22 protein-coding genes and 1 riboswitch are annotated in these 19,120 nt (G+C 64.7%); of the genes, 12 read left to right on the top strand and 10 right to left on the bottom strand.

The features are described from left to right. Window positions 1-3 precede the first annotated feature (3 nt). Both KFO72_RS22335 and KFO72_RS22330 read right to left on the bottom strand, forming a co-directional pair. Window positions 4-309, bottom strand: a complete 306-nt coding sequence (locus KFO72_RS22335) for a hypothetical protein (protein ID WP_224100259.1) — start codon at window positions 307-309, stop codon at window positions 4-6. 262 nt (window positions 310-571) lie between these two features. Continuing rightward, on the bottom strand, window positions 572-1,039 hold the full coding sequence (locus KFO72_RS22330; protein ID WP_054930230.1) for a PRC-barrel domain-containing protein: 468 nt from the start codon (window positions 1,037-1,039) through the stop codon (window positions 572-574). 209 nt (window positions 1,040-1,248) lie between these two features. On the opposite strand from KFO72_RS22330, the gene KFO72_RS22325 reads away from it, so the two are divergent. The 4 genes from KFO72_RS22325 (at window position 1,249) to KFO72_RS42330 (ending at window position 3,796) form a co-directional block, all read left to right on the top strand. Continuing rightward, a complete protein-coding gene (locus KFO72_RS22325; RefSeq protein WP_225033052.1) occupies window positions 1,249-1,674 on the top strand; it encodes a hypothetical protein in 426 nt (141 codons plus the stop codon). 141 nt (window positions 1,675-1,815) lie between these two features. After that, window positions 1,816-2,097 (top strand): hypothetical protein, encoded by a 282-nt coding sequence (locus KFO72_RS22320; protein WP_225033051.1) that lies wholly within the window; start codon window positions 1,816-1,818, stop codon window positions 2,095-2,097. Window positions 2,098-2,209: 112 nt separating this feature from the next. Continuing rightward, entirely contained in the window at window positions 2,210-3,094 is an 885-nt protein-coding gene (locus KFO72_RS22315) for a CHAD domain-containing protein (RefSeq protein ID WP_225033050.1), read from the top strand. Window positions 3,095-3,175: 81 nt separating this feature from the next. Further along, on the top strand, window positions 3,176-3,796 hold the full coding sequence (locus tag KFO72_RS42330; protein WP_318248515.1) for a hypothetical protein: 621 nt from the start codon (window positions 3,176-3,178) through the stop codon (window positions 3,794-3,796). Between the two features lie 59 nt (window positions 3,797-3,855). Here KFO72_RS42330 and KFO72_RS22305 read toward each other — a convergent pair whose 3' ends face one another. The 4 genes from KFO72_RS22305 to KFO72_RS22290 all read right to left on the bottom strand — a co-directional run bounded on the left by KFO72_RS22305 (window position 3,856) and on the right by KFO72_RS22290 (window position 6,490). After that, a complete protein-coding gene (locus tag KFO72_RS22305) occupies window positions 3,856-4,113 on the bottom strand; it encodes a hypothetical protein (RefSeq protein ID WP_225033049.1) in 258 nt (85 codons plus the stop codon). Between the two features lie 13 nt (window positions 4,114-4,126). Beyond that, window positions 4,127-4,378: a hypothetical protein gene (locus tag KFO72_RS22300; protein WP_036005635.1), complete on the bottom strand. Its 252-nt coding sequence runs from the start codon at window positions 4,376-4,378 to the stop codon at window positions 4,127-4,129. Window positions 4,379-4,658: 280 nt separating this feature from the next. Next, window positions 4,659-5,039, bottom strand: coding sequence for a fluoride efflux transporter CrcB (gene crcB / locus KFO72_RS22295; RefSeq protein ID WP_060602608.1), 381 nt, complete (start codon window positions 5,037-5,039; stop codon window positions 4,659-4,661). 74 nt (window positions 5,040-5,113) lie between these two features. Then, a riboswitch (Fluoride riboswitch) is annotated at window positions 5,114-5,174 on the bottom strand. A gap of 113 nt (window positions 5,175-5,287) precedes the next feature. After that, window positions 5,288-6,490, bottom strand: coding sequence for an ammonium transporter (locus KFO72_RS22290; protein ID WP_225033048.1), 1,203 nt, complete (start codon window positions 6,488-6,490; stop codon window positions 5,288-5,290). 455 nt (window positions 6,491-6,945) lie between these two features. Between KFO72_RS22290 and KFO72_RS22285 the strand changes: the two genes are divergently transcribed. Continuing rightward, entirely contained in the window at window positions 6,946-8,601 is a 1,656-nt protein-coding gene (locus KFO72_RS22285) for a sensor histidine kinase (RefSeq protein WP_060600367.1), read from the top strand. A gap of 23 nt (window positions 8,602-8,624) precedes the next feature. On the opposite strand, the gene KFO72_RS22280 is transcribed toward KFO72_RS22285, so the two are convergent. After that, window positions 8,625-8,948 carry a hypothetical protein gene (locus KFO72_RS22280; RefSeq protein ID WP_054930237.1) on the bottom strand — a complete coding sequence of 108 codons (324 nt, stop codon included), beginning with the start codon at window positions 8,946-8,948 and terminating at the stop codon, window positions 8,625-8,627. A gap of 137 nt (window positions 8,949-9,085) precedes the next feature. Then, on the bottom strand, window positions 9,086-9,667 hold the full coding sequence (locus KFO72_RS22275; RefSeq protein ID WP_225033047.1) for a DJ-1/PfpI family protein: 582 nt from the start codon (window positions 9,665-9,667) through the stop codon (window positions 9,086-9,088). Between the two features lie 78 nt (window positions 9,668-9,745). On the opposite strand from KFO72_RS22275, the gene KFO72_RS22270 reads away from it, so the two are divergent. From KFO72_RS22270 to KFO72_RS22250, 5 genes are all read left to right on the top strand, one after another. Next, window positions 9,746-10,240 (top strand): GNAT family N-acetyltransferase, encoded by a 495-nt coding sequence (locus KFO72_RS22270; RefSeq protein WP_054930239.1) that lies wholly within the window; start codon window positions 9,746-9,748, stop codon window positions 10,238-10,240. 47 nt (window positions 10,241-10,287) lie between these two features. After that, on the top strand, window positions 10,288-10,701 hold the full coding sequence (locus KFO72_RS22265; protein WP_054930240.1) for a hypothetical protein: 414 nt from the start codon (window positions 10,288-10,290) through the stop codon (window positions 10,699-10,701). A gap of 106 nt (window positions 10,702-10,807) precedes the next feature. Then, window positions 10,808-11,266 (top strand): Rrf2 family transcriptional regulator, encoded by a 459-nt coding sequence (locus KFO72_RS22260; RefSeq protein WP_225033046.1) that lies wholly within the window; start codon window positions 10,808-10,810, stop codon window positions 11,264-11,266. A gap of 108 nt (window positions 11,267-11,374) precedes the next feature. Further along, window positions 11,375-12,022 (top strand): NAD(P)-dependent oxidoreductase, encoded by a 648-nt coding sequence (locus tag KFO72_RS22255; RefSeq protein ID WP_062915482.1) that lies wholly within the window; start codon window positions 11,375-11,377, stop codon window positions 12,020-12,022. Between the two features lie 183 nt (window positions 12,023-12,205). Beyond that, on the top strand, window positions 12,206-14,836 hold the full coding sequence (locus KFO72_RS22250) for a mechanosensitive ion channel family protein (protein WP_225033045.1): 2,631 nt from the start codon (window positions 12,206-12,208) through the stop codon (window positions 14,834-14,836). 88 nt (window positions 14,837-14,924) lie between these two features. Here KFO72_RS22250 and KFO72_RS22245 read toward each other — a convergent pair whose 3' ends face one another. After that, window positions 14,925-15,575, bottom strand: a complete 651-nt coding sequence (locus KFO72_RS22245) for a cysteine dioxygenase family protein (RefSeq protein WP_176052661.1) — start codon at window positions 15,573-15,575, stop codon at window positions 14,925-14,927. Window positions 15,576-15,707: 132 nt separating this feature from the next. On the opposite strand from KFO72_RS22245, the gene KFO72_RS22240 reads away from it, so the two are divergent. After that, window positions 15,708-16,190, top strand: coding sequence for an Lrp/AsnC family transcriptional regulator (locus tag KFO72_RS22240; RefSeq protein WP_036004599.1), 483 nt, complete (start codon window positions 15,708-15,710; stop codon window positions 16,188-16,190). A gap of 132 nt (window positions 16,191-16,322) precedes the next feature. Beyond that, window positions 16,323-16,526 carry a hypothetical protein gene (locus tag KFO72_RS22235; protein ID WP_062915479.1) on the top strand — a complete coding sequence of 68 codons (204 nt, stop codon included), beginning with the start codon at window positions 16,323-16,325 and terminating at the stop codon, window positions 16,524-16,526. A 35-nt stretch (window positions 16,527-16,561) separates the two neighbouring features. Here the strand turns inward: KFO72_RS22235 and KFO72_RS22230 are convergent, their stop codons facing one another. After that, complete coding sequence (locus KFO72_RS22230; protein ID WP_225033044.1) at window positions 16,562-18,976, bottom strand: FUSC family protein; 2,415 nt, start codon at window positions 18,974-18,976, stop codon at window positions 16,562-16,564. Window positions 18,977-19,120: the final 144 nt, after the last annotated feature.

The following is a 19,120-nucleotide window of genomic DNA, read 5'->3' as shown; positions in this document are numbered from 1 at the left end:
TGATTATTCCACGGACATCCCCGAATCCCGGCTTTCGGACTGCGGTCGAATGGGGGAGCTCGACTCATTTCGCCAGATATCGACCAGCGGTATCGTGGTCGCCGTGACCGCGACATTTTCTGATTCGGGCAAAAGCCCGCAAAGTGCGGCAATCCCAGTCCCGCAAGCGGCGATAAGGGCTAGCGCGGCAATGGCGACGATGGTTGTCGTGCGAAACGACCTCGGTTCGGCTGCATCCGGAAAATGGCGCATCATGTCTTGCTCCTGTTCGACGTAGCCAACAAGTGCAATGACCATGCCGACGGCCATGACTACCTTGCGCGAACGAGCACCGGCGGGGCTGCTGCCCGTTGTACGCCTCGGCGCGGGTGGACGGCGGCAGGCCTCGATGTTGGATATGCACGAACACTCTGCAAGCGCTGGTGTCGGAGTGCCGCTTTCGATCCAACGCTGCGCATCCAGAAAAGTACGCGGCGGCCGTCCAGCCGGACGGCCGCCGCGACGACAGCGTAAAGAAAGTCAGTAATCGACGATCAGGAAATGACGGTCAGGCGCGAGACCGAAGCCGAAGTTACAGCCCCCGATCCCGCTCCGCGACAGGATCTACCGACGTCGTCGTCCAGTATGGATCGCGGTTGTAGTACTTGTGCATCTGGGTACCCCAGGTTTCGTCGGCCATCGACGGCCAATGATCCTTGTCGAACCCCGGATCGTCCTTGATGCGCTGCGCGGTGATATCGACGCGGAATACCTTCTCGTCCGTATCGAGCGTCAGGGCGCTCCATGGGATGGCGTGCAGGTTGCTGCCCATCCCGAGGAAGCCGCCCTCAGACAGCACTGCATAGGCGACGCGCCCGCTGCGCACGTCGAGCATGATGTCCGAGATCTTGCCGACGTGTTCGCCATCCGAAGAGACGACCTTGTTGCCATCCAGCGTTGCCGCGGCCATCACTTCGGGCCCGGGACCTTCGCCCACGCCACCGCCGACGATGCCTGCGCCCCCACGTGCCGGGTTCATTTTCGGGTCAAGTGTGGTCATGATTTCCTCCTTTGGAAGTCCACGGGATGCATAGCGCATCCGGCGTGCCTGTCCGTTCGGGCAGCGCGTCACGGGCCGACGTTCGTGTGTGCGTCAGTTGGCGAGCGAGTCGCGAGAAACGTGGCGTAGTTTTAGCTGTATGGGGTAATCAGCATCGTGTGTCGATTGAACCGGCGCGCGGCAATGCGAACCCCGAAGCGAGAATGAACATGGACGCCCTGAATCTCAGCCAGCCCGAACCTGTTCCACTTCAACAGCTAGCGCCGACGACGCGCAAGACCGTCGAATATCTCTACGCGACGATGGCGCTCGGCGGGCGCGCCGTGCGCGCCGACGTGCCCATGCACGATCCATCGTTGCGCTGGTGCCTGCTCGAATACCGGATCGACGACGACGTGGGCCGCGAGTTGTCGCGGTATATCTCGCTGAGCGCGCCGAAGGCGATCGTCGCGGCGCGACGCGCGCTCGCGGATGCGAAGGCCGTGCATCCGGGCGACCTCAGCACGCTCGAACTCGATTTCGACGATGCCGAACAGCGCTGGACGAATGCGTGCAGGCAAAAAATTCAAGCACTACGCGTCAAGCTGACAGAGATGCGCGCGCACACTGCGCCCGACGCGGATGAGTTCGTATAGTCCGGGCGTGGTGTCGAAAGTGGCGCGGTCGATATCGTCGCCAGTACGCGGCTACTCGCGCCGCACTATTTCATCTATCTCGCTCCCGCCGGGAGCATGGCGAGCGGTAGCGGGCAAGTCGAAGTCGCGAACGTTTCGCAGATGACGCCTCTGCCACAGTGGCAACTGTGCGCGCGTAACTACATCGGCGGCTGGCTGCATGAGGAAAACGTGGAAGTGGAGGTGGCGGACGTCGCCTTGTGCGGATGGCCGTTGCCCGCATTCCGGCGCTGGATCCAGGGCGTCGTCGCGTTGCGGCGCAAGCTGTCCCGCGAAGAAGGCGCGGCGGTTCCGGGCGACTGCGTGCTCGCGGCAGGCGACGGCTTCTGTCTCGTGATGGACCTGCCGACCTTCGCCGCGCACAACCCGCCGCAGGACAGATAGCCGCAGCAACAGCGGAGATCGCGATTTCGGCGCGACGGGAAAGCGTATGATGTCTGTTGCATCGGTCGATGCATCACAAGGCATCTTGTTGTCGCTCCCGATACGAGGCCCCATGAGACACGACGATCGCCCGCACGATGTCGCCGATTCCGGTGGCGAGGCGCATGCGGAGTCGACCTTCGCCGCGCTCGCGGCGCCGCTCGTCGATGAAGCGCTTTCGCAAAGCGCATCCATTCACGCCGACGCTTCGCCGGAATCGCTGCATCAGCTGCGCGTTGCGCTGCGACGCTTGCGCTCGTTGTGGTGGGCGTATGGTCCGCTGCTCGACAGGCAGGAAAACGCGCGGCAGCGCGCGCTGTACCGCTTTCTCGCCGATGCCGCCGGTAAGACGCGCGACTGGGACATCCTGCTGGAACTGCTGGCGAGCAAGACGAACGAAACCAGTGAACCGGGTGAAGAGGGCGCGCCGCGCGCCGCACCCGCCTGCCTGCGCGAAGCACGCGAGCGCGCGCTTGCCGCGAGCCGCGAGACGCTCATCAACGCGGACATTCGCAACGTGCTGCATGGTGCACTCGCAAGCACATCGAAGGAATTGAACTCGGCGCCCGAAAGGCACGCATTGCAGAAGTTCGCGGCAAAGCGCGTGCGCGCCGCCGAAAAATCGCTGCGAAAGCGGATGGACAAGGCGTCCCGTGCGAAGCCCGCCGACTACGATGCGCTCCACGACGTGCGCAAGGCGGGCAAGAAGGTTCGCTATCTGATCGAGCTTTTCGGCCCTGTGCTCGATGACGTCGGCCACGACCACACATTGAAGCGTCTCAAGAAACTGCAGCAGTGCTTCGGCGAGCTCAACGACGTGACGGCAAGCATTGCGCTGTTGCGCGAAAACACCGGTCTGTTCGCCGACGAAGCCGAGGCGCGCGCGGCGCTTGCGCTTCTGAAGGAGCGTCGCAAGGCACGCCGGCGCGAGGCGGTGCAGCTGTTGCGCGAAACATAGCGGGCGCTGCACATCACTTCAGGCGGGCGGCACCATTCGCGAAACCGTATATACTGTTTATACCGTTAACGAGGAAACACGATGAGCACGCCGCGAACCAAAGAACCCACCAAAAAGGCCTACCACTTCCCGAAGAGCGCGAAGGAACCGGCTGCCGAAACCAAAAAGCCCGCAGTGAAGGCATCACGGACTTCGGAAGCGAAGAAGGCAGCGACGGTCGAGCAGGCGCCCGTAGTTGCGCCGGAAGCGGCAGGCGCGAGCCCGAAGGCCACGAAGACTACGAAGACTACGAAGACCGCGGGCACTGTGAAGGCGGCGAAGAGCGCAAAGACGGAAAAGGCAGTCAAGCCCGCCAGCAGTGCAAGTTCTGCCGCGAACGCGAACCCTGCGAAGGCGCCCAAGGAAGCCAGGGCCGTCAAGACAGCGAAGACCGCGCCGGCATCCGCCGCCGCTCCCGAAAAAAAGCCGCGTGCGAAGAAAGAGAAGGAAAAAGTGGTCCGCGACAGCTTCACCATGCCGAAATCCGACTACGCGAAGATCGCCGAACTCAAGCAGCGCTGTCTCGACGCGGGCATTTCCGTCAAGAAGAGCGAACTGCTGCGCGCGGGCCTGAATCTGCTCGCCGTGTCGCCCGCCAAACGCCTGATCGCGGCCGTTCAGGAACTCGAAGCGGTAAAGACGGGCCGTCCCGCGAAGTCATAAGCCGGCGTGGCGGCCGCGCGTGCCGCCGCGATGCCGGAGAGCCGTTCGTGCCCGGCCGTTCAGCGCGGATAGCGCTCCACGAACGCCGTATGCATGCGCTTGAGCAGCGCGATATACGGACGCCCTTGCGCCGACATCATCGACGATGCGGCGAGGGCGTTCGTCTCATCCCACAGGCGCTCGAACTTGTCGCGGGCGACGTCGGGCGGAATGCCGGACATCAGCAGACCCAGAAAAGTCCTTTTCGATTTCGTCGGCGCGGCGGGTGGCCGCGCTGCCGAGCCGGTCGGCTCGTTATCGGACGGATCGGAGGACACGGTTGTTTGCCCGCTAGTTCATCGATCTCAGGAACCGCCAACGCTGGTCCATGCTGTGCAGCAGCGCGATATAGCTGAAGGCGGTATCGCTGTCGTCGCATGACTGCGCGGCGTCGTTGACTTCGTTCCACAGGGTTTCGAAACGTGCGGCCGCTTCGGGCCGGCTCAGCGGCTGCGCGAGCAGCTCGGAAAACGCAAACGACAACTCCTCTGCGCTGCGCCGCAGAGGAAGCAACGAACGACGCGAAAGATATCTGTACTTCAAGAGGTCCCCGGCTGGCTTGCGTGGGATGCGCGCGAAGCGGGCGCTGCGCGCGCCGTCCGGCCCAAGCCCTTTTTGGCGACGATGCGACGATGCAAGGCTCGTCGCGCGTTCGGCGGCGGTGCTTGCGTGACGGGCCGTCACGATGTCCGCCGCATATGACGACGATGATACAGCCACGCGACGCCCACGCGGCAGCGTTCAGCAATGATCTTTTGATGAACGGCAGGTGTCAGTCATCGTCGTGCTGGGCGCGTCGCGCGGGGGCGCGCGCGCGTGCCGTTCAGCGCGAGACGACGGCGACCGTCGCGATGCCGAGCACGGTCATGACGACCGACGCCGCCACGTGAATCGCAATCTCCCCAGCGGCCCAGTTGAGGCGGCCTTGCTGCAGGTGCTGGACGACTTCCGCGGAGAACGTGGAGAAGGTCGACAGGCCGCCCATCAGGCCCGTGATGATGAAGAGGCGCCATTCGGGCGCGATCTGCGGATTGCGCCCGAAGTACGCGACGGCGACGCCGATGATGTAACCCGCGATCACATTCGAGGCGAGCGTGCCGAGCGGCAACGCCGGAAAGAGCGCGTTGAGGCGCAGACCGAGAAACCAGCGAAACAGCGAACCGAGTGCGCCGCCGATACCGACGGCAAGAATGGACAGATACATGAGCAAGCCTGGAAAGCCGAACATCGACGAACCGGGCTGCGGCGAGGCGTGATGCTGCAACGTCCGCAGGTCCGGGCGAAGCAGGCATCATCAGCCACGAGGGCGGTTTAGGAGAATGCCATCTCCGGCGCGCGCCAGTCTAACATCGGCGCGCGCGTTGGTACGAAGGACCGGCGGCGCGCCTGATGGCATGTGCCGACCCCGGAAACGCGAGGTTACACCAGACGCCACGGGCTTGCAGTGGTGCGTCAGCCGACCGTTTCGCGTTCCGGCGTCGACGTGATCTTGTGGATCGACAGGTCGGCTCCGTTGAATTCGTTTTCCTGGTCGATGCGCAGCCCGACCGTGATCCGGATTGCGCCGTAGACGATCGTGCCGCCGAGCGTCGCGAACCCGACGCCGCCGAGCGTGCCGATCACCTGGGCCGCGAACGACACGCCGCCCAGTCCGCCCAGCGCGTGCAGGCCGAAGATCCCCGCCGCGATGCCGCCCCATGCGCCGCACAGGCCATGCAGTGGCCACACGCCGAGCACGTCGTCGATGCGCCAGCGGTTCTGCACGATCGTAAACATATAGACGAACAGCGCGCCCGCCACGGCGCCCGTCAGCAGCGCGCCGAGCGGATGCATGACGTCCGAGCCGGCGCACACGGCCACCAGTCCCGCGAGCGGGCCGTTATACGTGAAGCCCGGGTCGTTGCGGCCCGCGAGCCACGCGGTCAGCGTGCCGCCGACCATCGCCATCAGCGAGTTGACGGCGACGAGGCCGCTAATCTTGTCGATCGTCTGCGCGCTCATCACGTTGAAGCCGAACCAGCCGACGGCCAGCACCCACGCGCCGAGCGCGAGAAACGGAATGTTCGACGGCGGATGCGCGGCGATACGGCCGTCGCGCGTGTAGCGGCCGTGGCGCGCGCCGAGCAGCATCACGGCGGGCAGCGCGACCCAGCCACCGAACGCGTGCACGACCACGGAGCCCGCGAAATCATGGAACGGCGCGCCGAGCGCCTGCGTGAGCCACGTCTGGATGCCGAAGTGGCCGTTCCACACGATCCCCTCGAAGAACGGGTAGATGAAGCCGACGAGCACGAAGGTCGCGAACAGTTGCGGGTTGAACTTCGAGCGCTCGGCGATGCCGCCCGACACGATCGCGGGAATTGCGGCGGCGAACGTCAGCAGGAAGAAGAAGCGCACCAGCGCATAGCCGTTGTGCGCGGCGAGCGTTTCGGCGCTGCCGTAGAACTGGACGCCGTAAGCGATCGTGTAGCCGATGAAGAAATACGCGATCGTCGACACCGAAAAGTCGACCAGAATCTTCACCAGCGCATTGACCTGATTTTTCTTACGGACCGTACCCAGTTCGAGGAACGCGAAGCCCGCGTGCATCGCGAGCACCATTGCCGCGCCGAGCAGAAGAAAGAGGGTATCGGTGCCGGTTTTCAGACTGTCCATCCGTTTGATTCCTGCGATGCGCAAAAAGCGGGCATCGAATGCAAGAAGTGGGCCAAATGGATGCGCCAACGCGTGTTCTCGGTGCGATGCTGCACTGGAATGGGCCGATGCGGCGTGGAAGCGTTTCGATTGCTCGACCTTCCCGACACGTGCGCCGCGATATCGGCACCTTGAATGTGCATGAGCGCGAAATCGGGGCATGCAAATATCCCAAAAACGGGCATATACCTATGATTTGCTTGCTATTTCCATACGAATCAATAACGCGGTAATTGGCGCGCCAGCGCGGCGGAACGCGCCCTGAACATGCGCCACGCCCGGCGCCCACGATCGGCTGCCTCCTGCACCAGATTGGCGACGCGCCCGCGGGTTGCGCTTTGTCATGAACTGCAATCGCCGACATAATGTGCCGTCCCCGGCGCGACCCGCCGGCTTCCGACTCTCCCGGCGCGCGCATGAGACTGACGACCAAAGGCCTGCTTCTGATTGCGATCCCCGCTGTCTTCGAACTGGCATTGCTGTCGGGTCTCATCAAGGCGCAGTCGGATGCCGAACAGGCCGAGCGCTGGAGCATGCATAGCGAGGATGTGCTGCGGCAGACAGCCAGCATTCTCGCGCCCGTGCTGCTGGAATCGGTGCGGTTGCGCGGCGCCGTCGTCAGCGGCACACGCGATACCTCGACGCCCGTGGCGTTCTGGATGGACGTCGACCGTCGCATCGACCGGCTCGCCGAACTGGTCGCCGACAATCCCACGCAAGTCGAGCGCGCCGCGCAGATCCGCCAGGCCGTGCAGATGTACCGCCAATGGTCGGACCGCGTGCAGGACCTGATCCGCTCGGGACGCCGGCGCGACGTGCTGCAGCGTTTTCGCGACCTTGCCGGAACCGACGTGCTCGACGGCTTTCGCGCGCAGATCGCGGCGTTCCAGGCGCAGGAGCGGCAGCTCGATTCGGTGCGTTCGGCCGAGGCCGCGGCGGCGCGGGAGCGGCAGCAGTCGTTGATCGTCGCGGCCGTGCTCGGCTCGCTGGTATTCGTCGCGATTGCGTTCTGGGTGTTCGCGCGCCGCGTGCGCGGCCGGCTCGCGCTGCTGTCGGACAACGCCAGCCGGCTTGCCAGCAACGAGCCGCTGGCGCCTCTCACGCCCGGCAACGATGAAATCGCGCGGCTCGATCTGACGCTGCATATGACCAGCCGCAAGCTGCTCGAAGCGGAGCGCCAGCAGGCGCGCTTCCAGTCGGATCTCGGCCGCCACGCCGCCGAACTCGCGCAGACCAACGAAACGCTGCGCCAGCAAACCCAGGAAAACGAGACGTTCATCTATAGCGTGTCGCACGATCTGCGCGCGCCGCTGGTCAATCTGCAGGGTTTCTCGAAGGAACTGACGCATGCGTGCGACGATCTGCGCGCCGCCCTGCGCCAGTCGTCGCTGTCGACGCATCAGCGTGAGCATGTCGAGCGGCTGATCGACGAGGACATCGGCGAGGCGCTGCATTTCCTGCAGACGGCGGTATTGCGCGCGTCGCACATCATCGACGCGTTGTTGCGGCTATCGCGCGTGGGCCGCGTCGAATACCGGCGCCAGCAGGTCGAGGTGCGCGACATCGTGCAACGCGTGATCGACGCGATGCAGGCCACGATTCGCGATCATCGCGCGCGCGTCATCGTGCAGGCGCTGCCGCCCGTATGGGGCGATCCGACGGCGCTCGAGCAGATCTTCGCGAACCTGATTGGCAACGCGATCAATTATCTGAGCCCGGAGCGCGCGGGCGTCGTCGAAATCGGCACGGCGCCTGCGCCGCCTGGCGTGCAGACGCTGCGCATCTTCTATGTGAAGGACAATGGCATGGGCATTCCGGAAATCGCGATGCCGCGCCTGTTCAATGCGTTCCAGCGGCTCCACGGCAACGTGGCGGCGGGCGAGGGGATCGGTCTGGCGCTGGTGCGACGCATGGTCGAGCGGCACGGCGGACGCGTGTGGGCGGAATCGACGGAGGGTGTGGGAACGACGTTCTACCTGTCGTTGCCGGATGCCGCCGCACCGTCGCGCGACGACGAGGACGATGCCGCGACAGCGGGCGATGGACAGGCGTTGCGGGCGGACGCGCGATAGCGCGCGGTGTGCCCGCCCGGCGCTCAGGAGGCGGAGAACAGACGGCGCGGCTTGAGCATTCTGCGGCCGCGGATCGACCAGTAGCCGCTCGCGACGATCAGCAGCAACGCGCCCGTCAGGATGGCCGCGGGTGCGACGTGAAGGGTTTTCGAACCCAGTACGAACAGGCCGCGCGCGACGATGAGAAGTGCGGTCCAGAACGACAGTACGGCTTGGGCGAGCAGACGCATGCCGGTGAAGCGCCGCGCGCGGCTTTCGATCGACCAGTGCGCCGGCGCGCGCGAGCAGAAGAATGTCAGCGAAATCAGCGCGACAGCGAGAATAATCACCCAGTTAGTGAGATCCATGATTGAGCCTTCCAAAGTCAACCTGCAACTCTAGGGGGCCGTACCCATCACGGGTATCAGAGAAGTCTCAAACAGGATAGACAACACGCAAGCGCGTCTGATCGACAGGCCGGGCGCTGGCCCGGCCTTGACGCGGGTCAAAGTTCGATACGCGTGCCGAGCACCACGAGGAACTGGCGCAGCCATTCTGGGTGCGCGGGCCACGCGGGCGCCGTGACGAAGTTGCCGTCGGTGACAGCCGCGTCGACGGGAATGTCCGCGTAGTCGCCGCCCGCCAGCTTCACTTCGGGCGCGCACGCGGGATACGCCGAAATGCGTTTGCCGCGGATCACGTCGGCTGCGGCGAGCAGTTGCGCGGCGTGGCAGATTGCGGCGATCGGCTTGGTGCTTTCGGCGAACTGGCGCACGAGGTCGATCACTTTCGCGTTGAGCCGCAGATACTCCGGCGCGCGGCCGCCCGCGATGGCGAGCGCGTCGTATTGCGACGGATCGATCTCGTCGAAGCTTGCGTTGAGCGTGAAGTAATGGCCGGGCTTCTCGGTGTACGTCTGGTCGCCTTCGAAATCGTGAATCGCCGTTTTCACGCGCTCGCCCGCACGCTTGCCGGGACAGACGGCATCGACGATATGGCCGACTGCCTGCAGTGCCTGGAACGGCACCATCGTTTCGTAATCCTCGGCGAAGTCGCCTGTCAGGAACAGAATCTTCTTTGCTGCCATCGCATGCCTCCAGTGGTTGAGGGAACACGTCGAACGTCGGCCAGTCTACCCTGGGGTCGTCGACAACATCGCAAACGCATGACCGATCCTATTCCATTTACCTTCCGCCTGTTCCGGCCCGCTGACGCCGCGCCGCTCGCTGCGCTTTTTCACGATGCAGTGCTGGCCGCCGCGGGCTACGACCCGGCGGCGCGCGAGGCATGGGCGTCGGCCGCCGGCGAGGTCGCCGCGTTCGGCGCGCGGCTGGCGCGCGGCGTGACGCTCGTTGCCTTGCGCGGTAGCGCCCATGCTGGGTTCGGCCAACTGCATCCGGCCGATCACATCGAAATGCTCTATGTCGCGCCTGCCTTTGCGCGTCAAGGACTCGCGGCGGCGCTGCTCGCGCGGCTCGAAGCGCGGGCGCGCGCTGCGAACGTGCTGACGGTGACGGCCGATGTCAGCATCAGCGCGAGGCAAGCATTCGAGCGGGCGGGCTTCGCGGTGAACGCGCAGGAGTCGGTCACGCGCAACGGCGTATCATTGAGGCGTTTTCGCATGATGAAGCCGCTCGCAGCGGCTCGACCAAAAGTATGAAACCACTCTCACGCCATCCGCTCGTCCGTACTACTGCCTTTGCTGTCATGCTGCTCGCTGGCCTTGCCGCCTGCCAGAAAAACGATGCATCGGCGGGTCAGGCGTCGACGAAGCTCAACGATCTTTCCCAGCAGGCCGGTCAGAAGCTTGACCAGGCTGCAAGCTATGTCGGTCAGCAGGTCGACGCCGCGAAGGCCACGGCGCAACAGAATCTCGACGCGGCCGCATCCGGCCCGTCGATCAACCTCGACCCGAACGCGCTCGCGTCGCAGGCGCGAGCCAATCTGGACAACGCTGCCAGCGCGACCAACGCCGCCGTCAACAAGGCGATGGGCTCGACGGGCGCAGGACTTGAAACGGCGGGACGCAAGCTGCAGCAATGGTCCAACGAGGCATCGACGACCAGCGCGCAATCCGCGCCCACCGAATCCAGCGACGCCCAGAAACAGATGGACAAATAAGCCCGCGCTTGACCGGCGTGTTAAGTGTAACTATGATGATTACACATCGCCGCCGGCTGATACGATGGGATTCGCGCGTCTGATGCGCATCGGATGATCTAGCGTTGTGAATACGAGTAGCCGATTTGCCTTTGCGGTTCATGTGCTCGCCCTGCTGTCGTTGCAGGAAGGCGTGCCGTTGTCGTCGGACATGATCGCGGGAAGCGTGAACACGAATCCCGTACTGATCCGGCGTCTGCTGGCAATGCTCGCGGAAGCGGGCCTCACCACGTCGCAACTGGGCGCGGGTGGTGGGGCGCTGCTGGCGCGCGAGCCCGAGGACATCACGCTGCTCGACATCTACCGCGCCGTCGACGATGCGCAACTGTTCGCCATGCATCGCGAGACGCCGAATCCCGCGTGCATGGTCGGGCGCAACATCCAGACGGTGCTGACGGGCATCATCGGCAATGCGCAACAGGCGCTCGAAGCGTCGCTGGCGTCGCGCACGCTGGCCGACGCGACGGCCGACGTCGTGCGCGCGGAACGGGCGCGCGAACGCAAGCGCAAAGCCTCGGCGGGTTGAGCGCAGAACGCAGTCGTGGCACGAAGCATGACGTGCGGGGCATCGCCCCGATTTTTTTAAACAAATATGTAATCAACATAGTTACATTTAAGCGGAAGGAACATTGACATGAGCAAGACACTGAAGATCGCGCTGTTCGGCGCAACGGGCATGATCGGCTCGCGCATCGCGGCGGAAGCGGCGCGGCGCGGGCATCAGGTGACGGCTTTCTCGCGCAATCCCGGGCGCGCACCTGCCGATGTTGTGAACCTGAAAGCTGCGCAGGCCGACGTGACGGATGCGGCGAGCGTCGCGGCCGGGGCGCGCGGACACGATGTCGTCGCGAGCGCGTATGCGCCGCCGCAGGACAATCTCACGCAGATCGACAAGGCGACCCGCGCGCTGGTCGAAGGCACGCGCGCGGCGGGGATCAAGCGTCTGGTCGTAGTGGGGGGCGCGGGTTCGCTCGAAGTGGCGCCCGGCAAGCAACTGGTCGACACGGAAGGCTTTCCGGATGCCTACAAAGCGATCGCGCTGGCGCACCGCGACGTTCTCCCCATCCTGCGTGCCGCCAGCGATCTCGACTGGACGTTCTTCGCGCCCGCCGCGCTGATCGCGCCGGGCGAGCGCAAAGGCACGTTCCGCACGGGTGCCAACGCGCTGATCGTCGATGCGCAGGGCAACAGCAGCATTTCGGCGGAAGACTACGCCGTTGCGTTTGTCGATGAGCTGGAGCAGGGCCGTTTCGTTCATCAGCTTGCGACTGTCGCATACTGAGGGCTTCGAAACGTCGCCGGGCGCCGCGCATCCGCCGCGCGGCGCGCATGAGCGACTGTCGCGCCGCCGCGCAAGTGCACTAACATTCGGTTACGCATCGGGGAGCTTTCCCTCGACGACACCCGCTAAACTTGGCGTCTCCCGTTCCCATGCAGATTGCTTGCATAAAAGTCACGGATTGCCATGAAGTCATGCCTCGCGCGGCGTGAATCGCAGGCTGCGCCGTCATCCGGCGGGCTTCTGGCGATTGACGCTGTTTTTCGTGCTTTTTCCCAAATTTTTTCACGCGCCGGAGCATGCCGCCGGCCGCGGTCGGGCGGACTCGTGTCCGCCTTATGTCTGTGCCTGTGCCTCGCGCTCGCTGGCGCGTGTCTCGGCGTGCCGGGCACCGCACGCGCCGCGGGCGCGGCGACGGGCACGCCGATGATTCCCGCGCTGCAAAGCCTTATCAATAGCGCGACGGTTTCGACGGCGGCGCCCGCGTCGGGCGCGTCGGCGGCGGATGCGGCATCGGCGCCGTCGCCTGCCAGCCAGGCCGAGCTGGAGAAATCGCTCGACAGCGTGATCACGACGCTCGACAGCGACCGCCAGCGCACCGCGCTCGTCACGCAGCTGAAAAAGCTGCGCGACGCGACGAAGACGGTCGGGCCGCCCGTGTCCGCCAGCGCACCGTCGAGCGCCGGTCTGCTCGGTGCGATCGCTGCGGGCATTGCATCGTTCGAAACCGACGTGCAGCAGGGACGCTCGCCGCTCAACTATTGGTCCGGCCGCTTCAACGCGGCGGGCAACGAAATCTATACGATCGTCACGAGCCAGGGGCGCGAGCACTTCGGCCGCGTGCTGCTGAACATGATCGCCGTGCTGGCGGGGTGGGGCGCGTGCGCGGCGGGTCTGATTTACCTGCAGCGCAGGATTCACGCGCGCTTTGGCATCGTCGTGCGGCTCGATCCGAATCCCACCACGCGTGAACTGCTGATCTTCGCGCTGCGCCGCGTCGGGCCGTGGATCGTCGCGTTCGTCGCCGCGCTGATGTTCGTGCGCTCGATGCCCGATTCGCTCGGCCGAACGATCGCGATGGTGATCGCGTATGCGATCGTCGCGGGCGCCGTGTTTTCGGCGATCTGCCTGATCATGTTCTCGCTGTTCGGCTCGGGCCATCGACGTGCCGCCGTGCGCGCGCTGATCGAGCAGGCGCGCCGGCCGTTGTTCGCTATCGGCATCTGCAGCGCGCTCGGCGATGCCGCCGTCAATTACGACGTCGCGCATGAACTCGGGACGAATCTCGCGGCGCTGGTGTCGACCGTCTCGAACATGACGGCGGCGGTGTTGACCGCGTACTTCGCGCTCGCGTTTCGCCGTCCCGTCGCGCATCTGATCCGCAATCGCGCTTACGAACAGCGGCACGATCACAAGGCCGCTACCGACGGCTTCGAAGTGCTCGCGTCGCTCTGGCACGTGCCGATGCTCGTGCTGGCGACCGCTTCCGTGATCGCGACGATCGGCGGTATCGGCAGCGGCGAGAACGTGTTGCAGATTTCCGTCGTGACGGCATTGTTGCTGGTGCTGGCGTTCTTCCTGTCGGCCATCGTGCTGCGCGTGACGCGCCCGCGCAATACGCGCCGCCGGCGCCGTTCGCCCTATCTGACGCGGCTGTTGCGTTTCGCGGGCACGCTGATCACGCTGTTCGTCTGGCTGGCGTATTTCGAATTCGCGTCGCGCCTGTGGGACGTGTCGCTTGCGCAGATTATCGAAGAAAGCGTCACGGCGCGCGGCATCGCGCACGCGCTGACGGCGATCCTGATCACGGTGTTCGTGTCGTGGCTCGTGTGGATTCTGATCGACACGGCAATCCAGGAAGCCGTCAACCCGAGCGGTCCGCGCAACAAGTCGAAGAACCCGAGCATGCGCGCCCGCACGATGCTGCCGCTGGTGCGCAACGTGGTGCTCGTCTCGATCCTGACCATCGCGGGCATCGTCACGGCGGCCAATCTCGGCATCAACGTGACGCCGCTGCTCGCGGGTGCGGGCGTGATCGGTCTGGCAATCGGCTTCGGCGCGCAGTCGCTGGTGAGCGATCTGATCACGGGCCTGTTCATCATCATCGAAGACACGATCTCGGTCGGCGACTGGATCGACATCGACGGCGGACACGCGGGCACGGTCGAGTACCTGTCGATCCGCACCGTGCGGCTGCGCGACGGCCAGGGCGCGATCCACGCCATACCGTTCTCGCAGATCAAGATCGTGAAGAACCTGTCGCGCGATTTCGCCTATGCGGTGTTCGAAGTGCGCGTGCCGTTTTCCGCCGATGTCGACGAGGTGACGCAACTGATCCGTGCCGTCGGCGCGGACCTGATGGCCGATTTCCGTTACCGGCGCGAGATGCTCGGCCCCGTCGAAGTGTGGGGGCTCGACCGCTTCGACCCGAACTGGATGGTCGTCAAAGGACAGATCAAAACCCGGCCGCTGCAGCAGTGGAGCGTGGCGCGCGCTTTCAACCTGCGTCTGAAGCGCAAGATGGACGAAGCGGGTATCGAGATTCCCGTGCCGCAGATGCGCGTGCATACGTCGAGCGGCGACGAAGTGGGCGAGATGTTGCGGGACGAAGAGCACGCGCACCGCGCGGACCACGCGCGCGAGTCCGCGACGGGCACGACAATGGGCACGACGGCGCCGTTCAGGCCGAAGAAGGGCGGCCCGATGCCGCCCGCGCGCGACGTGTCGCACGAGCCGCGTCCGGCGCCGCCGTCGACGGGGCAAACGGCCGCCGTGCCGCCGCAGATTCCAACGGCGGGCGACGGCGGAAAGACGTGACAGAGAAGGAAGGTTCTTGCGAGAAAGGCGTCACGCATTCCTGCGTGACGCCTTTCGTTTGATGCGTACCACGAGGACGACGCGGCGTTCAGGCGGCAACGGCCTGCACGCTATCGGCGTTATCGGCGCTATCGGCGACGCGCACGATGTCGTTCACGTGGGTCGTGATCTGTTCGCCGGGCACGCCGTAGATGTGAAGAGAGACGGCGGTGCCGCTGCTGCAATTGCCGAGCCGATGGACGCCGGTGCGGCCCGAGCGCGTGAACGACACGGCGCCCGGCTCGCGCATCTGGTCGCGCGCGGGCGTCGCGCAGCCGGTGTCCGCGTTCCAGTGGTAGAGGGTTTCCGTCAACACGCCATCGATCACGGCGTAACCGCACCACGTGTGATGCGCGTGAACCGGGCTTGCCTGGCCGGGCATCCAGACGAGCGCAGCGATTGCATAGCGGCCTTGCGGATCGGCGGCGAGCAGATGGCGGCGATAGCAGGCGGCGGCGCCTTCGCGTTGCGCGTCGGTGAGCAGCGAGGCATCGGCGGCAGCTTCGGCAAGCGCCGCGCGTACGCCACGCGCGAAGGCCGCGTGCCGCGACGGATCATCGGTGCCGGCGCAGGCGTCGAAAGCCGCGTCGAGCGTCGCGCACAGTTGTGAGATCGCACCTGCAGCGGGCATGGCGCAGGTGACGGAAGTGGTTTCGGCCAACGCGGATTCGCGTGTGATCAGGCCGGCTGACGGGTTCATGGAAGGCTCCGCTGGCGTTGTTTTTCGAGGTCGGGACTGCCCTCATTTATACCCATTTGCGCGGAGAAAGAGTTTTCATATAATTCCCTCGTCTCAACGAGAAATAGAATAATTTTCTATCGGGGTGGAAAGATGGGAATGGACATCATTGATCGGCGGCTGCTCGAACTCCTGCAGGAAGACGCGACGATGCCGATCGCCGAACTCGCGGCACGGGTGAACCTGTCGCAAACGCCATGCTGGAAACGGGTGCAGCGGCTCAAGGAAGCGGGCGTGATCCGTGCGCAAGTCGCGCTGTGCGATCCGCGCAAACTCGGGGTCGGCACGACGGTTTTCGTCGCCGTACGCACGAACCAGCACACGGAAGCGTGGGCGCAGGATTTCACGCGCGCGGTGCAGGACATTCCCGAAGTGGTCGAGGTCTACCGGATGAGCGGCGAGACCGACTATCTGCTGCGTGTCGTCGTCTCGGATATCGACGATTACGACCGCGTCTACAAGCAACTGATCCGCGCCGTGCCGCTCTACGACGTGAGTTCCAGCTTCGCGATGGAACAGATCAAGTATTCGACGGCGTTGCCGGTGCGGGCGTCCGTGGTTGCGGAAAGCCGCTAGCTTGCCGGCTTGCATGGCGTCGCGGCGAGCCTGTTCCGTGAACGCGCGCATGCCGGGCTGCAAGCCGCGTGCAAGGTGCTTCGGCGTAGAATGCCCGCTTTGCCGCATCCACCTGCCAGCAGAGCCCGACTCATGAACGATCCGCGCAAGAAGAACCCGACGCTTGGCATCGCAGTGTTTATCGTCGTTGTCGTGTTGCTGGTCATCGCGACGATTCTCTACAACGCGATCTCCGAAAAGCGCGAGTACGACCGCGACAATCCCGCTGATTCGACGGCGTCGACGGCCTCCGCGGCGGCGGCTGCCGTGAATGCGGCAAAGGGTGCGTCGCAGTAAGCGCGACCCGCTCATTCACTCGCTTGTCAACCCGCTCAGTTCTCGGGCAAGCGGATCACACCCGCATCCTTGCGAATCTGAAACGACGCGGCGAGCATCTGCTTGCACTGATGCGCGAGCAGTTTCAGATCATGCACGGCATCCGGCGTGTAGTCGGGCGAACGCTCCGCTTCGACCACCATCGCGTCGAGTTCACGCGTCAACTGCCTTGAAATGTCCACCTGGTCGGCGGGAGGCGGCTCGCCTTCCTCGGCGTTCGCAAGGTTGTCGCGTATCACCGTCAGCGCGCGCTGCAGCGGCTGATGCGACGGCCCGCCCATCTGCTGGGACGACGTGCGCAGCAACGGCGCCACCGCCGTGATCTGCGACGCGAGCACGTGAGAGCGCACCAGCAGGTCGTTCAGTTCCGGCACGAACTTTTGCGCGGACTTGGGCTCGAGCATCATTCGTTGAAACGCCTGGCCGAGATTGGCGAACGCGACATGCACGTTCTTGCGCGCAAGGCGGTAGCGATAGTCGCGGTCGAGCGCGCTTGCGGCGGCAGCGGCGGCGGACGTCCTGTTCGCAACGCTCGGCGAAGCAGCCGATCCCTCCGCTGATCCCGACGCAACTGCATTGCCGGACGCTTCCATGAGTCCGCCAACGCCGCTCGCGGCAATTTCCGCGACGGCCACGGCGGGCGCCAGCGCCGCTGCTTCCGTCAGTGCGGATGGCGCGATGACGGAAGCGGCCGGCTTGTCTCCCCACCACCAGCTTGCTTCCAGATAGCTGCGCATGGCCGCGATCATGTCGTTGACGAGCTTGCCCATCAGCCGATATTCCCAGTACGGGAACAGATGACTCGCGGCGATCGCGATCGCACAGCCGACCACCGTGTCGATCGCGCGCTCGCCGATGATATGCAGGCTGCCCGGCGCAAGCAGATGGAACATCAGCAGCACGTAAGACGACGTGAACACGACACTCGCCGTGTAGTTGAACAGCAGCAGGCTGTAGCTCATCACCATGCATGCGAACATCACGATGATGAGGATATGCGGTTCCTTCACGCTCATGATGAGCGCGATGCTCGCCGCGCAGCCGATCAGCGTGCCGACGATACGCTGTCCATTGCGCTGCTTGGTCAGCGAGTAACCGGGCTTCAGAATGATGACGGTCGTCATCACGATCCAGTAGGCATTGGTGAGCGGCAACAGGCGCCCGAGCCAGAAGCCGATCGCGACGGCGATCGTCATGCGCAACGCATGCCGGAAGCTGGGCGACGCCATCGTCAGGTTCGAGAAGATCGAGCCGTACGGCACGCGGCGGCTCGACACGAAGCGCGTCAGCGCCTGGTCGATGCGCAGATCGGTTTCCTTCGTGCTTTCTTCGTTCGCGAGGTTCTTGCGCATCCGGTCGATCAGCCGCGTCGCGCTCCAGACGCGTCTGAACGAGGCCGAGACGGCCGAGTAGGCTTCGGGATTCTTCTTCGGCAAGTCCTGCTTGCGCATCTGCTCGATTTCGAATTCGATCGCGCGCAACTCCGCCTTCACGTTGATCCGCGCGCGCGGCGGCTCGTTTTGCAGCACAGCGAGGCCGATGTCTTCGAGGTCCGCGGCCGCCTTGCGGATCAGGTCGCGATAAAAGATCAGCAGGTCAGAACCGCCGAACGTATTGCGCACGAGCGGATAGTCGGTATGTGCGCCGACGAACTGCTCGTGCAGATCGACGGTATGGATGAACAGGTTGAAGAGCGTCGCGCGGCGCGGCGGCAAGCGGCCGCTTTTCAGCTTGGGCAGATTGCGCAGCACGATGTCGCGCGCGGCGTCCTGCATGGCCACGGCTGCGATCTGCTTCGCGACGAGGTTGCGGTAGCACTCGTCGAGATCGTTGTCCAGGTCGAAGAAGTCCGCGCGCGCGAGCAGATAGTCGGCGAGCGCGAACACGCTCTCTGCCAGCGCCTGCTGCTCGATCCGGTACATCATCCAGCGGCTCACGAAGGTGGACCAGTACGTGAACCACAGTCCGCCCACGAGTATCCATGACGCGTTGATGAGCGCCTGCATGGGCGTGAAGTGCTCTTCGAGTGTGACGACCATCATGAAGAGCGTCGCGAAGCTGATCTGCGGCCAGCGGTTGCCGTAGACGACGATCAGCGACAGCACGAAGGTGAGCGGCACGACGGTGCACCACAGCGCGACGGGATTGACGGTCGCGAGCCCGGTGGCGAGCGCGGCGAGAAAGCCGATCACGCTGCACGCGAGCATCTCGTTGTGCTTGTATTTGAGCGGGCCGGGCATGTCGACGGCGCACGCGCCGAGCGCACCCGTGGCGATCGTGAAGCCGAGCTCGCGGTTGTGAAAGACGATCAGGCAAAGGACGGCGGGCAGCGACACGCCCACTGCGATGCGCAAGCCGCCATAAAAGTACTGGCTATACAGAAACTTCTTGATTTCGACTGAATAGCGCATCGACCGCCTGGTGTCTCGTGTCTATATGTAGATGATGCAGCGTGGGCCGGCTTTCCGGGCCGACATTCGCGGCTTCCGCCCGCTTGAACTGCCGTCGAGTCTAACTGATTTACCCCCGCCCGGACCATCTGCCGGATGGCCAGG

This window comes from Paraburkholderia sp. XV (genome assembly GCF_020177535.1).
Taxonomy (GTDB): Bacteria; Pseudomonadota; Gammaproteobacteria; order Burkholderiales; family Burkholderiaceae; genus Paraburkholderia; species Paraburkholderia caribensis.
This window is presented reverse-complemented; position numbering and strand designations above follow the sequence as displayed.

Excerpts from the sequence above, each read along its gene's own strand:
- KFO72_RS22275 (WP_225033047.1), bottom strand. The coding sequence starts at position 9,667 with ATGGCAGCAAAGAAGATTCTGTTCCTGACAGGCGACTTCGCCGAGGAT.
- KFO72_RS22290 (WP_225033048.1), bottom strand. The coding sequence starts at position 6,490 with ATGGACAGTCTGAAAACCGGCACCGATACCCTCTTTCTTCTGCTCGGC.
- KFO72_RS22325 (WP_225033052.1), top strand. The coding sequence starts at position 1,249 with ATGGACGCCCTGAATCTCAGCCAGCCCGAACCTGTTCCACTTCAACAG.
- crcB (WP_060602608.1), bottom strand. The coding sequence starts at position 5,039 with ATGTATCTGTCCATTCTTGCCGTCGGTATCGGCGGCGCACTCGGTTCG.
- KFO72_RS22240 (WP_036004599.1), top strand. The coding sequence starts at position 15,708 with ATGGGAATGGACATCATTGATCGGCGGCTGCTCGAACTCCTGCAGGAA.
- KFO72_RS22335 (WP_224100259.1), bottom strand. The coding sequence starts at position 309 with ATGGCCGTCGGCATGGTCATTGCACTTGTTGGCTACGTCGAACAGGAG.
- KFO72_RS22320 (WP_225033051.1), top strand. The coding sequence starts at position 1,816 with ATGACGCCTCTGCCACAGTGGCAACTGTGCGCGCGTAACTACATCGGC.
- KFO72_RS22250 (WP_225033045.1), top strand. The coding sequence starts at position 12,206 with ATGAAGTCATGCCTCGCGCGGCGTGAATCGCAGGCTGCGCCGTCATCC.
- KFO72_RS22265 (WP_054930240.1), top strand. The coding sequence starts at position 10,288 with ATGCTGCTCGCTGGCCTTGCCGCCTGCCAGAAAAACGATGCATCGGCG.
- KFO72_RS22315 (WP_225033050.1), top strand. The coding sequence starts at position 2,210 with ATGAGACACGACGATCGCCCGCACGATGTCGCCGATTCCGGTGGCGAG.
- KFO72_RS22230 (WP_225033044.1), bottom strand. The coding sequence starts at position 18,976 with ATGCGCTATTCAGTCGAAATCAAGAAGTTTCTGTATAGCCAGTACTTT.
- KFO72_RS22245 (WP_176052661.1), bottom strand. The coding sequence starts at position 15,575 with ATGAACCCGTCAGCCGGCCTGATCACACGCGAATCCGCGTTGGCCGAA.
- KFO72_RS22285 (WP_060600367.1), top strand. The coding sequence starts at position 6,946 with ATGAGACTGACGACCAAAGGCCTGCTTCTGATTGCGATCCCCGCTGTC.
- KFO72_RS22270 (WP_054930239.1), top strand. The coding sequence starts at position 9,746 with ATGACCGATCCTATTCCATTTACCTTCCGCCTGTTCCGGCCCGCTGAC.
- KFO72_RS22330 (WP_054930230.1), bottom strand. The coding sequence starts at position 1,039 with ATGACCACACTTGACCCGAAAATGAACCCGGCACGTGGGGGCGCAGGC.
- KFO72_RS22255 (WP_062915482.1), top strand. The coding sequence starts at position 11,375 with ATGAGCAAGACACTGAAGATCGCGCTGTTCGGCGCAACGGGCATGATC.
- KFO72_RS22280 (WP_054930237.1), bottom strand. The coding sequence starts at position 8,948 with ATGGATCTCACTAACTGGGTGATTATTCTCGCTGTCGCGCTGATTTCG.
- KFO72_RS42330 (WP_318248515.1), top strand. The coding sequence starts at position 3,176 with ATGAGCACGCCGCGAACCAAAGAACCCACCAAAAAGGCCTACCACTTC.
- KFO72_RS22235 (WP_062915479.1), top strand. The coding sequence starts at position 16,323 with ATGAACGATCCGCGCAAGAAGAACCCGACGCTTGGCATCGCAGTGTTT.